Source organism: Kitasatospora sp. NPDC051170, assembly GCF_044455705.1.
GTDB lineage: Bacteria > Actinomycetota > Actinomycetes > Streptomycetales > Streptomycetaceae > Kitasatospora.
The window spans coordinates 17741-30185 of sequence record NZ_JBITFA010000018.1 but is presented as its reverse complement, the minus strand read 5'-3'; the positions used below and the strand labels follow the sequence as shown (position 1 = coordinate 30185).

12 protein-coding genes and 1 pseudogene are annotated in these 12445 nt (G+C 74.6%); 6 read left to right on the top strand and 7 right to left on the bottom strand.

The window, feature by feature from the left end:
- Window position 1: 1 nt before the first annotated feature.
- Window positions 2–460, bottom strand: coding sequence for an HD domain-containing protein (locus tag ACIBCA_RS31035; RefSeq protein WP_396286372.1), 459 nt, complete (start codon window positions 458–460; stop codon window positions 2–4).
- A gap of 144 nt (window positions 461–604) precedes the next feature.
- On the opposite strand from ACIBCA_RS31035, the gene ACIBCA_RS31030 reads away from it, so the two are divergent.
- Both ACIBCA_RS31030 and ACIBCA_RS31025 read left to right on the top strand, forming a co-directional pair.
- Entirely contained in the window at window positions 605–1531 is a 927-nt protein-coding gene (locus ACIBCA_RS31030; protein WP_396286371.1) for an AEC family transporter, read from the top strand.
- A 71-nt stretch (window positions 1532–1602) separates the two neighbouring features.
- On the top strand, window positions 1603–2373 hold the full coding sequence (locus ACIBCA_RS31025) for a hypothetical protein (RefSeq protein ID WP_396286370.1): 771 nt from the start codon (window positions 1603–1605) through the stop codon (window positions 2371–2373).
- 20 nt (window positions 2374–2393) lie between these two features.
- On the opposite strand, the gene ACIBCA_RS31020 is transcribed toward ACIBCA_RS31025, so the two are convergent.
- A complete protein-coding gene (locus tag ACIBCA_RS31020; RefSeq protein ID WP_396286368.1) occupies window positions 2394–2657 on the bottom strand; it encodes a dsRBD fold-containing protein in 264 nt (87 codons plus the stop codon).
- Between the two features lie 191 nt (window positions 2658–2848).
- Between ACIBCA_RS31020 and ACIBCA_RS31015 the strand changes: the two are divergent.
- The 3 genes and pseudogenes from ACIBCA_RS31015 to ACIBCA_RS31005 all read left to right on the top strand — a co-directional run.
- Window positions 2849–3688 (top strand): annotated as a pseudogene (locus ACIBCA_RS31015) (DMT family transporter); the annotation flags it as partial.
- Window positions 3689–4002: 314 nt separating this feature from the next.
- On the top strand, window positions 4003–4689 hold the full coding sequence (locus ACIBCA_RS31010; protein WP_396286366.1) for a DUF6629 family protein: 687 nt from the start codon (window positions 4003–4005) through the stop codon (window positions 4687–4689).
- Between the two features lie 284 nt (window positions 4690–4973).
- Window positions 4974–5564, top strand: a complete 591-nt coding sequence (locus ACIBCA_RS31005; protein WP_396286365.1) for a hypothetical protein — start codon at window positions 4974–4976, stop codon at window positions 5562–5564.
- Here ACIBCA_RS31005 and ACIBCA_RS31000 read toward each other — a convergent pair.
- The 3 genes from ACIBCA_RS31000 to ACIBCA_RS30990 form a co-directional block, all read right to left on the bottom strand.
- Window positions 5498–6862 carry an MFS transporter gene (locus ACIBCA_RS31000; protein WP_396286364.1) on the bottom strand — a complete coding sequence of 455 codons (1365 nt, stop codon included), beginning with the start codon at window positions 6860–6862 and terminating at the stop codon, window positions 5498–5500. The two genes, ACIBCA_RS31005 and ACIBCA_RS31000, sit on opposite strands and share 67 nt — an antisense overlap.
- The gene (locus ACIBCA_RS30995; protein ID WP_396286363.1) at window positions 6859–7506 is read right to left on the bottom strand and encodes a helix-turn-helix domain-containing protein; all 648 of its coding nucleotides are present in this window, start codon (window positions 7504–7506) and stop codon (window positions 6859–6861) included. The genes ACIBCA_RS31000 and ACIBCA_RS30995 overlap by 4 nt, the downstream gene beginning before the upstream one ends.
- Window positions 7507–7624: 118 nt before the next feature.
- On the bottom strand, window positions 7625–8419 hold the full coding sequence (locus ACIBCA_RS30990; RefSeq protein ID WP_396286362.1) for a hypothetical protein: 795 nt from the start codon (window positions 8417–8419) through the stop codon (window positions 7625–7627).
- 315 nt (window positions 8420–8734) lie between these two features.
- On the opposite strand from ACIBCA_RS30990, the gene polX reads away from it, so the two are divergent.
- Entirely contained in the window at window positions 8735–10459 is a 1725-nt protein-coding gene (gene polX, locus ACIBCA_RS30985; RefSeq protein WP_396286360.1) for a DNA polymerase/3'-5' exonuclease PolX, read from the top strand.
- A gap of 13 nt (window positions 10460–10472) precedes the next feature.
- Here polX and ACIBCA_RS30980 read toward each other — a convergent pair whose 3' ends face one another.
- The gene (locus ACIBCA_RS30980) at window positions 10473–11387 is read right to left on the bottom strand and encodes a carbohydrate kinase family protein (protein ID WP_396286359.1); all 915 of its coding nucleotides are present in this window, start codon (window positions 11385–11387) and stop codon (window positions 10473–10475) included.
- An 11-nt stretch (window positions 11388–11398) separates the two neighbouring features.
- Window positions 11399–12361: a pseudouridine-5'-phosphate glycosidase gene (locus tag ACIBCA_RS30975; RefSeq protein WP_396286358.1), complete on the bottom strand. Its 963-nt coding sequence runs from the start codon at window positions 12359–12361 to the stop codon at window positions 11399–11401.
- Window positions 12362–12445: the final 84 nt, after the last annotated feature.

Below are 12445 nucleotides of genomic sequence, written 5' to 3'. Positions count from 1 at the left end.
CCTACAGCTCCCCGGTCAGCCCCAGCAGCTCCCGCATCCGCGCGTACTTCGCCGTCAGCCGCTCCGCCGTCGCCGGGGGAAGCGCCGCCAGCCGGGCGGGGTCCGAGTTGTGCGCCAGGTCGGCGCGCTTGACCAGCAGCGCGCCCGGCGTGGCCAGGATCCGCGCCGTGTACTCCTCGACGGGCTCCCCCGGGCGCTTGGTGAGCGCGTCCACGATCGCCTTGGTCTCCTCCGGCAGCGCCGCGCCCTCCAGCCACTCCCGGCTCAGCCGGTCGTCCTCGACGGTGTCGTGCAGCCAGCCCGCCGCGATCTGCGCCTCACTGCCCCCGCGCCGCGCCGTCCCGCCCGCCACGGCGGCGATGTGCTCGGCGTACGGGTGGCCGTTCTTGTCCACCTGCCCCTCGTGGGCACGGCGGGCGATGGCCTCCACCTCGGTCAGGTCCAGGTACTCGTCGTCCATCGCCTCATCGTAGGAGCCCGTGGGGCGCTCCCGTGGATCTTGCCGGGGCCCCGTCGTCATGGCGTCGGCGGGCGCTTGGTTTACTGCCCCGGGCGGGCGATCCCCGCCGCACCGGCAGTACCTTCCGAGCGATCCGAGGAACCCATGCCCTCCCTGCATCCGCTGCTGTCCGGCTTCGCCCCGATCTGGGCGCTCACCGGGGTCGGTTACCTGGTGGCGCGCGCCAAACTCCTGGGCCCGCAGGCGGAGACGGTGCTGAACCGGTTCGTCTTCCACGTGGCGATGCCCGCCGCGCTGTTCCTGATGATCTCCCGCACCCCGCTGGACCGTTTCGCCAACACCTCCATGCTGGCCTTCGCCGCCGGCACCGCCGTGGCCACGGGCCTGGGGCTGCTCGCCGGGCGGCTGCTGTTCCACCGCAAGGCCGGCGAGCTCGCCATCGGCTCGATGGCCTCCGGATACGTCAACTCGGCGAACCTCGGCATACCCGTCACCATGCAGGTGATCGGCGACGCCTCCTTCGTGGCGCCGGTGGTGCTCTTCCAGATCCTGCTGGTCACCCCCGCCGTGCTCGCCGTCCTCGACAGCGGCGCGGCCGGGCGCCGCGCCCTGCTCACCCTGCCGATGCGCAACCCCATCCTGCTGGCCACCGCCCTCGGCGCCGTCGTCTCCGCCGCCGGGCTGCACCTGCCCACCGAGGTGAACCGCTCCGCCGAACTGCTCGGCGGCGCCGGCGTGCCGACCGCCCTGATCGCCCTCGGCATGTCACTGCACAACCGCCCGCCCGCGGAAGGGCGTTCGCACCGGGCCGAGACCGCACTCACCGTCGGGATCAAGACCCTCGTCCAGCCGCTGGTCGCCCTCGCCGTGGCCGGGCCGGTGCTCCACCTCTCCTCGCACCAACTGCTCACCGTGGTGCTCTTCTCCGCGCTCCCCACCGCGCAGAACGTGTACACCTACGCCCGCGAGTACGGGCAGGGCTCGGGCCTCGCCCGGGACGCGGTGCTCTGGTCGACGCTCGCCTCGATGGCCACCCTCTCGGTGATCAGCTGGTCTCTCGGGCCGGCCTGAGCCCCGCCCGACCTCCTCCCACCGGTGGTGTCGTGACGAGGAGTCGGCGGCCGCAGCCTTAGCGTGACCGGATGAGCGCTTCCACCGCGGCGACCGGGCCCTCGGCCAACGCGGCGCACCTGATGACCTCGGCGGTGGTCTTCACCATCCCCGTCCTCAAACTCGCCTGGACCCTCGGCGGCGGCGACGCCGCCCGCGACGCCCTGCTCGCCATGGGGCCCGCCAACTGGCTCGACGTCGTCATCGGGATGTTCTTCGCCGAACCGGTGCTCGCCGCCGTCCTCGCCGCCGTCGCCTGCCACTTCACCTACGCCTACCAGGCCGCCCACGGCGGCGCCGCCCGGCACCGCGACCGCTCCCGCGCGGCCACGGCCGCCACCGCGGCGATCCTCCCGGTGGCCGTCGCCGTCGTGGTCGGCGCCTTCAACGGCCTCGGGTGGGGCGTCGCGACGGGCCTCCTCGGGTACGCGATGCGGCTCGGCGTCGTCATGGAGTACCGCACGGGCGGCCGCTCCACCGAGACCGGCCACCGCACCGGACGGCCCGCCACCACCCTGTGGCCCCGCGTCGCCGAGGCGATCCGCCTCGTGGCCATGGCACTGGCCCTGGCCGTCCTCCCCGTCCTCGCGGTCTCGGCCGCCCTCAACGGCCGTGCCTGGACGAGCGTGCTGCGCTGCGACGTCGACACCGGCTCCGGCCCGCAGCGGGCCCGGGTCGTCGAACTGGACCGCTCGGCACCGGGCGTGGTCGCCTGGGACATCCCGGCCCACGAAGTCGTCAGCGGCACCAACTGCGCCGTCGACCCGGACGACGTCATCCGCCCGCCCTGGTGGCGCCGCTAGCCGCCCTCTCATTCGACTGCTCAGTAGATCAGGTAGTTGGGCCGGCGCCCCTCGTCGTCGATCTCCCCGGTGGCCTGGGCCGCCAGTTTGCGCGACAGCTCCTCCAAGGCGCGGGAGGCCGCCATCTCCTCGCCGATCCTGGCGAGCGGGCGGTCGTCGGCGCTCTTCACGGACTCCCCGTGCGCGCTCAGCCCCGGCGCCCTCGCGCCGGTCAGCCGGGCCTCGCACGCCGTGTTGACGCCGTCCTCCTCGAAGCTCAGCTCAACATCCCATTGGTTGTGCATGCCACACCTCCTGGCGCCGCCGGTACGGGCGGTGGCCCGCCGTGGCCGCTCACACCAGCGTGCGCCCGCCGCCCCCGCACCGGCAAGCGCTGCCCGGGCGCCGCCCCGGCGGTACGCTGACGGAGGCACGCCGCGACCGCCGACCGACCCCCGGCCGGCCGACGCGGCAGCGACAACCTGGTGGTCCCACCGTGGCGGTCTTCCTCCTCGCCCTCGGCGCGGCCTGCTGCCTGGGGCTCGGCTTCGTCCTCCAGCAGCACGCGGCGCAGCGGGCCCCCCGTGCCGATCTGCTGCACTGGCGACTGCTGCTCGACCTGATGCGGATGCCCGAGTGGCTGCTCGGCACCGGGTTCATGGTGAGCGGGCTCATCCTCTCCGCGCTCGCCCTCAACCAGGGCGAGGTCTCCCTCGTGGAACCGCTGCTGACCACCAACCTGCTGTTCGCCATGGCCCTGTCCCGGGTGCTGACCCGCCAGAGCCTCGGCCGCTCCGGCTGGGCCGGGGTCCTGCTGCTGGGGCTCGGTGTGACGGCCTTCATCGTCGCCGGACAGCCCACCGGCGGCGGCGCCCCCGCCGGGGAACTGCGTCACTGGCTGGTCGTCGGCACGGTCGTCGGCCTGACCGTGCTGCTGGTCTCCCTCGCCCGCCGCCTGCCCCTCTTCGAGGAGGCCACCCTGCTCGCTCTCGCCGCGGGCCTCCTCTACGGCCTCCAGGACGCCCTCACCCGCACCACCACCCAACGCCTCGACCACAGCGGCCTCGACGCCGTCCTGCGCAGCTGGCAGCCCTACGCGGTGATCGTCGCCGGGGTGGTCGGCCTCCTCCTCGTCCAGAGCGCCTTCGAAGCCGCCCCCCTCCGCATGTCCCTCCCCGCCCTCACCGCCGCCCAGCCCCTCTCCGGCATCGCCTGCGCCGTCGGCTTCCTCGGCGACCGACTCCGCGTCACCCCCGCCGCCCTCGCCTGGCAGACCACCGGCCTGATCGCCATCATCACCGGCGTCGTCCTCCTGGGCCGCCACCCCGCCCTCCCCGGCACCGTCCGCGACACCCTGGAATCCATCGGCGCCCCTCCCCTCGACCCCCCGGACTCCCCCGAGTCACCGGACACCCCGGACACCCCGCACACCCCGGACACCCCCGCCGGCACACCCCACCCCCAGCCGCCGACCACCCCCGACCATCCGGCCGAACCGGATCCGCCCAGCACCCCGGACCGCCCCAACCACGTCGCCGGCACACCCCACCCCCCGACACCGAACACCCCCGGACACCCAGGCGCGCCGCCTCCACCCGGCGCCCCGGACGGCCCCGGCCGCCGCGCCGACGGCGGCGCATAGGCCCGCCGATGTGCTGGAGCGCGCAGGTGGACCTGGTGGCCGGCGGGTTGATCGCCGGTGTCGGTGTCCTCTGCCTGGCCCGGGCCGCGCGGCACGGGCAGCCCGGGCGTCTGCTGCTCGCCGCGCTGCCGCTGGTCCTCGGCCTGCACCAACTGATCGAGGCGCTGGTCTGGCTGAGCACCGACGGCCGGCTCCCGGACGCCCTCGGCGGCGCGGCCCGCACCGCCTGGGCCGCGATCGCCCTGCCGCTGCTGCCCGTCCTCATCCCAACCGGCGTGTGGTGCGCAGCCTCCGAGCGCTCCTACCGGCAACCACCGACCGCCCCCGCCGCGCTCGGGCCCGCCCGCCGGCGGGCGCTGGCTGCCCTCGCCGTGCTCGGGCTCGGGGTGGCCGTTCCGCTCTCCGTCGCCGTCGCCGCCCACCCGGTGAGTGCCTCGGTGCACGGCCACACACTCGCCTACGGCGTCGGGGTGGCGCATCCGGCCGTGCTGCTCTCCGGGTACCTGGTCGCCACTGTCGGAGCGCTCCTGCTCAGCGGCGACCGGCTGCTTCGGCGGCTCGGGTTGGTCACCGGCTTCGGCGCCCTCCTCTGCGGGTTGCTCTGGCAGTTGGCGTTCATCTCCACCTGGTGTGCCCTCGCGGCCCTCGCGAGCATCCTCCTGTTCCGGTGGTCCGGTCGGACTCCGAACACATGATTGGTTCGTGGTTCGGGGCATGGGTCGTGAGCTGGTAATCTTCTCTTCGCCGCGAGGGAGATGATTCCTCGTCAGGCGTCAGCGGTGCTACCAGAGCACGTCCTACTTTCAGTAGGAAGAGTCCGTGCAACCCGGGCCTGGCGCTCCACGTACGAACGAGGTCCGGTGCCCCAGCGGCGCCGGGCCTCATTCGCGTCCGCCGAAATCCGGGTGCGGGCTCCCCCTGGTGCTGCCCTACCATCCGTTCCGGCAGATCGCACATGTTCACGGGGGAGCCACCACCAATGCTCAAGACGTCGACGACCGCACGCACCGCCAGAGCGTCCCTGCTGATGGCCTCGGCCTCCCTTCTGCTCGGCTCCTGCTCCTTCCTCGGCATGGGCGACTCGGAGACGCCGGCCCCGCCCACCCGCGTCGAGTCCCGGGAGGACGCGATGGCGCGGGCGACGACGGTCCAGGACCACCTGCGCGAGCTGTCGGGCCTCGAGCCGGACCCGTGGGGCAAGATCAGCGGCTACTACCGGTGCGCGGGGCGCGGAACGGGCATCGCCGACGGCAACGAGCCGTACCAGCTCACCTTCGTGACGACGCTGAAGGCTCAGGACGACCAGCGCCCCGCCGTGATCCGCGCCCTGCGGGAGAAGCTGGGCGGCGAGGGCTTCAAGGTCACCGCGGACCCTGACGGCTCGGCCACCGCACCGGCCACCCCGGGGTTCACGGCGGTCCACGAGTCGGACCCGTACACCGTTTCCCTGATCGGCGACGGAAAGCCGGGCCGGGGCCTGGGCGTCTCCGTCACCCTGCCCTGTCAGGCCCCGCCCGCCGGTGCGACCTCGGCCGGTGCGGCGTCGGCCGCGCCGAAGGGTTCTGCCTGAGGCGGCTCGGCGGTGCTCGCGGCGCCCTTGCCCCGGAGGCGGTCCATCTCCCGCCATTCGGGGCGAAGGCCCGCGAGGGTGGTGGTCGCGAGGTAGAGCAGACCGCCCGCGACCAGGGCGGGTATCAGGCCGGTGCCGGTGACGGCCGCGCCGGCGATGAGGCCCCCGAGGGGGATGCCGGCCCAGGCGAGGGAGTCGCCGAGGGCGTGAACCCGGCCGAGGAGGTGGCGCGGGACGCGTTCGAAGAGGATCGCGCCGAGGATCGGGTTGATGAAGCCGGAGCCGAAGCCCGCGACCGCGAAGACCGCGAGCACCGCCCACATGGGCGCGCCTGAGGCGAGCACCAGGAAGCGCGGGGCTCCGCAGACCAGGAAGCCGAGGAGGAAGACCGTCCGCCGGGGCATCCGGTGGGCGACGACCGCCGCGATCAGGCTGCCGATGACCGCCGTGACGCCCATGACCGTGCCGGTCAGGCCGATCGCGCCCGCGCCGTGGCCGGAGTCCTGCGCCCAGACCGGCAGGAGGACGGCGCTGAACCCCATGTCCAGCAGGTTGGTGATGCCGACCATCACGATCACCGCGAGCATCAGCGGCTCGGAGCGCAGGAATCCGAACCCCGCCCGGAGCATCGGCCAGTAGCCCTCGCTCTCGTTCTCGCCCGCTTCTCCGGGATCCGCCGCGACCGCCGCCCGCCCCATGCCGCCTGGCAGGGCGACGGCGATGATCAGCGAGCCCAGCGCGAACGTGGCCGCGTTGAGCACCAGACCGGCCATCGGGCCGACCAGGGCGACCAGTCCGCCGCCGACGGCCGGGCCGACCGTGCCCGCCAGCCGTTCGGTGACGCCCGCGAGCCCGGTGGCGCGTTCCAGCGGGACCCGGGCGCGGTCGGACGCCTCCGGGACCATCACGGACTTGGCGAGGTTCCCCGGGCCGCGCATCAGGCCGATCACCGCGACGAGCACCATCAGCAGCCAGAAGGGCAGCAGCCCCTGCCCGTGCAGCACCGGGACGAGCAGGGCGGCCACCGCGCTGACCGTGTCCGTCGTCCAGGACACCACCCGCGGCCCGAGCCGGTCGACCAACGGCCCGGTCAGCGCCATGGACAGCACGTACGGCGTCATCTCCACGAAGGCGGTCAGGCCCGTCATCGTGGCGCTGCCGGTGGTCGCCAGCACGAACCAGGGCAGGGCGATGGCCGAGACCTTCGTCCCGGTCTGGGACACGGCCATGGCTCCCAGCACCCCGGCCAGCGGCCGGAGGCTGCGGGCCGGCCGACCGGTCGTCACCGTGCTCGTCATTGCTCCCCCTCCGATGATTCGCCCGAGCTGACCGGACCCTCGCCCGAGTCGGCGGGCGCCGGGTCCGGCAGGACCTGGACGATGCCGTGGACGAGCTCGGCCCCCTCCGGCACGGGCCCCTGGGCGTCGTGCCGGCGGTACCGGTCGAGGACGGCGTTGAGATCCAGGGCCAGTTGCTCCGCCTCCGCCGGGGTCAGGCGCAGCATCCGGCCGCTGAGGTCGGTGGCCCCGCGCCACTCGCGCGGCATGGCCTCGAAGGAGTCCAGGGTGTGCTGGCCGGCGTGGGCGTAGGTGGCCAGGACCGCGCGCAGGAAGCCGACCGCCGTGTCGACGTCCTCGTCCGCCAGGTCCTCCCCCTCCCAGACGGTGAGCATCGCCACCGAGCGCCACCACCGCTCACGGGCGTTGCCGCGCTCGGTGTCCTCCTCCACGAAGCCCGCGGCGGCGAGCTGGCGCAGGTGGTAGCTGGTGGCTCCGGAGTTGAGCCCCAGCTGGCCGGCGAGCTTCGTCGCCGTGGAGGGGCCGTTCACGCGCAGCAGGCTGACCAACTGCATGCGCACCGGGTGCGCCATCACCTTCATGCCCTTGACGGTGATGGCGAGGTGCCGTTCGTCGCTGTGCTTCCAGCCCTGGTTCTCGGTCATGGCAGGAGCGTAGGACCGCAAAGACTTCTTCGCAAAGGGTTTTTTGCAAAGAAATCCGTGCGGTTGAACGTTTCCGCAGGACGAAGCGGCAGGAGGCGGCAGGAAGCGGAGAGCCCTCCTACTCCTGGGCGACCGCCATCAGCAGCACCACCGTGAGCCCGCCGCCCGGCGTCGGCTCGACCGCCAGCCGCGCGCCGGCCGCCAGCACCAGGCTGTGCAGCGCCGGCCCGACCGGCGCCCCCTGCCGCACCCCGGCCAGCAGCCACTCCCCGGCCTGGGGCGCGTCGTACCAGCCCCGGTCCGATATCCGGATCTCCACCCGGCCGCGACCACCGCCCCGGCCCGGGGCACCCGCGCCCGCACCGAGCCGCGCGGGCCCGCCCTCCAGCCCCTGCGGCAGCCCTCCCGCGACCTCCGCCCGCACCGACACCCGCGCGCCCAGCGGGCTGCGCCGGATCGCGTGGTCGACCAGCCCGGCCACCGCGGCCTCCAGCCGCCGCGCGTCCCCGGCGACCACCGGCAGCCCGGCCGCCACCTGCACCGTCACCCCGGCCGCCCGGCCGCCGCCGCGCACCACCCGGCGCAGCACCTCGGCCACCTGGACGTGCCGCGCCAGCGGCCCGCAGCCCGCCTGCCGTCCGGACCAGCGCAGCCGGTCGAGTTCCGGCCCGGTCAGCGCCCTGGGCCCGGCGACCACGCCCGGCCGCACGGCCCCCAGGCCCTCGGCCGCCGACCCGCCGGCCGTCTCCCGCAGGTGGCCGTCGCCCGCCACGCCCGTACGCCCCGGCTTGCCGAACGAACCGCCGAAGCCGCCGCTGAACCCACCCCCGCGCCCGCCGCCGAACGCACCGAGCGCCCGGGCTCCCGACCGGGCCCCAGAAGCGACGTAGCCCCAGAGTTTCCCGCGTGCCATCGCCCTGCCTGCCCCTCGTGCCTGACCAGCGGCCGCGAACGGGCCGTCGTGCCTCACCGGCGGCCGCGCAACGGCCGCACCGGGCCGACCACCCGGCCCTCCAGCCAGCCTGCGCCTCACCCGCCCGGGTGACAATCCGGCTCCGGGCTGCCGCCCGGGCGCCCGCCCCCGCCAAGCGGCCGGACCCGCACCCGCCGGTCGGGGGGGTACGGGCCCGGCCGCGTGCACCGCTCCCACCCCGTCCCACGTCCGCCGGCCCCCGCGGGTTCACCGCTCGCCAGGCCGCCCCACGCACCCCGCACCTAGACTGACCCCATGCCCCGGCTCAACGACCAGGTCAGGGAGCTGCTCCAGGAGTACGCCGACCTGATCAACATCACCGGCGGCGACGCCTTCCGCGCCCGCGCCTACGAGAAGGCCGCCCGGGCCGTCGGCGAGCACACCGCCGACATCGAGGGCCTGGACGCCAAGGCGCTCCAGAAGATCCCCGGCGTCGGCAAGTCCACCGCCGAGAAGGTCGCCGAGTACCTCGCCACCGGCCACATCCCCGCCCTGGACAAGCTGCGCGCCGAAATCCCGTCCGGCGTCCGGGAGATGACCGCCGTCCCCGGCGTCGGCCCCAAGCGCGCCCTGGCCCTGCACCGCGACCTGGGCCTCTCCTCCGTGGACGACCTCGCCGCCGCGATCCGCGCCGACAAGCTCTCCGGCCTGGCCGGGTTCGGCGACCGCAGCGCCGAGAAGATCCTCCACGGCATCGAGCTGATGCGGCAGTCCGGCGGCCGCACCCTCCTGGACGCCGCCACCGAGCTCGCCGAGCAGCTGGTCGACACCCTCTCCCGGGTGCCCGGCTGCACCCGCTGCGCGTACGCGGGCTCGCTGCGCCGGATGCGCGAGACGGTGGGCGACGTCGACGTCCTGGCGACGGCCGCCGACTCCGCCCCGCTGATGGCCGCGCTCACCGAACTCCCGTACGTGGCCGAGGTGATCGGCAGCGGCCCGACCAAGACCTCGGTGCGCACCGACCGGGGCGTGCAGGTCGACCTGCGGGTGGTGCCCGAGGAGGACTGGGGCGCGGCGCTGGTCTACTTCACCGGCTCGAAGGCCCACAACATCAGGCTGCGCACGATGGCCGTCAGGGCGGGCCTGAAGCTCTCCGAGTACGGCCTGTTCGAGGCCGAGAGCGGCGAGAAGGTGGTGTCGGCGACGGAGGAGGAGGTGTACGCGGCGCTGGGCCTGCCCTGGATCGCCCCTCCGCTGCGCGAGGACCGCGGCGAGATCGAGGCCGCCCTGCGCGGTGAACTGCCCGACCTCGTCCAGGAGTCGGACCTGCGCGGCGATCTGCACACCCACACCGACCTCACGGACGGCCTGGCCACCCTCACCGAGATGATCGACACCGCCGCCGCCCGCGGCTACTCCTACTACGCCGTCACCGACCACGCCCCCGACCTGGTGATGCAGCGGATGACGGACGAGAAGATGCTCGCCCAGCGCGAGCAGCTGCGCGAACTGGCGGGCCGCCACCGCAGGTTGCGCCTGCTGCACGGCACCGAGCTGAACATCGGCCCGGAGGGCGACGTGGACTGGCCCGCCGAGTTCCTGGCGGGCTTCGACGTCTGCGTGGCCTCCGTGCACTCGCACTTCGCCCTCGACCGTGCCGCCCAGACCCGCCGCCTGGTCCGCGCCTGCGAGAACCCGTACGTCAACGTCATCGGCCACCTCACCACCCGCCGCCTCGGCCGCCGCGGGCCGATCGACGTGGACCTGGACGCGGTGTTCGCGGCCGCCGCCCGCACCGGCACCGCGATCGAGATCAACAGTTCGCCCCAGCGCCTCGACCTGCGCGACGAGGACGTGCTGCGCGCCAGGGAGCACGGGGTCCGCTTCTCGATCGACAGCGACGCCCACGCCACCGGCCAACTCGCCTACCCCCGTTACGGGATCGGCACGGCGCAGCGCGGCTGGCTCACCCCCGAGGAGGTGATCAACACCTGGCCCTGGCAGCGCCTCAAGCGCTTCCTCCACAAGCCGGGACGCTGACCGGTCGGCCCGTTCAGGCGGACACCGACGCCCCCGGCGAGGCCAGCACCCGGGCCGCGCTGCGGTGCCCCGCCTCCACCGCCCGCCGCAGGTCCCCGTCCTCCAGCCGCCGCCCGTCCCCCGGGCGCCCGCCCTCCAGGCCCCCACCCTCCAAGAACGCCGCCAGGAACCCGGCCGCGAAGGCGTCCCCCGCCCCGGTGAGGTCGCGCACCTCGGCCACCGGCGGCACCGCCACCGTGAACGGCACCCGTCCGGGCACGTCGACCGTGGTGTCCTCCGCCCCCGCCTTGGTGACGACCGTGGTGGCCGCCAGCCGGGCGCGCTGCGGCCCCGGCAGGCCGTCGACGAGCAGCCCCAGGCAGGCCGATTCCCATCGGTTGGCGAACAGGAAGGTCGGCGCCAACTCGCCGAGCAGCGCGAGGAAGCGCTCCCGCCCGTACTGTTCGAGCATCCCGGTGGAGGAGGCGTCCACCGAGGTGGTGCCCCCGGCCCGCCGGACGCGCCGCAGCGCGTCCACGGCGGCGCCGCCGACCGGCTCGCCGTCGAAGGAGTACCCGGGCACGTGCAGGTGGGTCAGGCCCTCGAGCCACTCCCCGGGGACGGGCTCCAGCAGCGTGGCGGCGCCCCGGTCGGGCAGCATGGTCCGCTCGCCGTCCTGGTCGATCAGCACCACGATGGTGCCGGTGCGGCCGCGCCGCTGGACGCGTACGTCCACGCCGTGGCCGTCGAGTTCGGCGACCACGGCCTCGCCCGTCGCATCCGGGCCGACGCAGCCGAGGAAGCGGACGGGGTACTGCCCGGCGGCGAAGCAGGCGACGTTGGCGGCGCTGCCGCCGCGCCGGCGGAAGATCCGGGCGCCGGAGTCGGTGCCGTGGCGCAGCGGGCCGTCCACCCAGACGACGATGTCCTCGACGAGGTCGCCGAGCACCCCCAGCACGGTCAGGCCCCAGCAGGCGCGGTGACAGCCAGCGCGGTGGCGATCTCGCCGCCGAGGCGCACATTGCCCCGGTAGACCTCGACGTTGACCTCCAGACTGCGCCCGCCGGTGTCGCGCTGGATGAAGTCGAGCAGGAAGGGCGTGGAGGCGTTGCCGGTGACGCCCTGGCGCTCGGCCTCGGCCCAGGCGCGGGCGAGGATGCCGTCCAGCTCCTCGGGCGGCAGCTGCTTGTCAGGGTGGACGGGGTTGGCGATCAGGACGGCCTGCGGCAGGTCGAGCCGGTCGCGGGCCTCGATGACGGCGGCGGCCTGCTCGGGCGAGTCGACGCTGAAGTTGACCGTGTGCCCGGAGTCGGTGACGTAGAAGCCGGGGTACCTGAGGGTGCGGTAGCCGAGGACCGGGATGTTGAGGGTCTCGAACCGCTCCAGCGTGGCCCGGATGTCGAGGATGGACTTCACTCCGGCGCTGATCACGGTGACGGGCGTCGCGGCCAGGGTGGTCAGGTCGGCGGACTCGTCGAAGCTCTCCGAGGCGCCGAAGTGGACGCCGCCGAGGCCCCCGGTGGAGAAGACCCGCACGCCCGCGCGGTGCGCGAGGAAGGCGGTGGCGGCGACGGTGGTGCCGCCGTGGCGGCCGAGCGCGGCGACCACGGGCAGGTCGCGCAGGCTGACCTTGTCCAGGCCGTCGGTGGCGGCGAGTTCGGTGATCTGCTCGGTGCTCAGCCCAACCGTGGGCACCCCGGCGTGCACGCCGATGGTCGCGGGCACGACGCCCGACTCGCGCAGCTGCCGCTCCGCCTCCAGCGCGACGTCCAGGTTGCGCGGGCGCGGCAGGCCGTGGGTGAAGATCGTCGATTCCAGGGCGAGCACGGGCCGGCCCTCGGCCACGGCCCGCTCGACCTCCTCGGCGACGTGGACGGCCTGCGGGGAGCGGGCGGCGGGGCGGCGGGCGGGCGGTGGGGTCATGGTGCGCGCTCTCCTAGGGATGCCGGGGGTGCCGGGGGTGCCAGGGGTACCGGGGGTACCACTGGGACGGGGGCGACGGGGGCT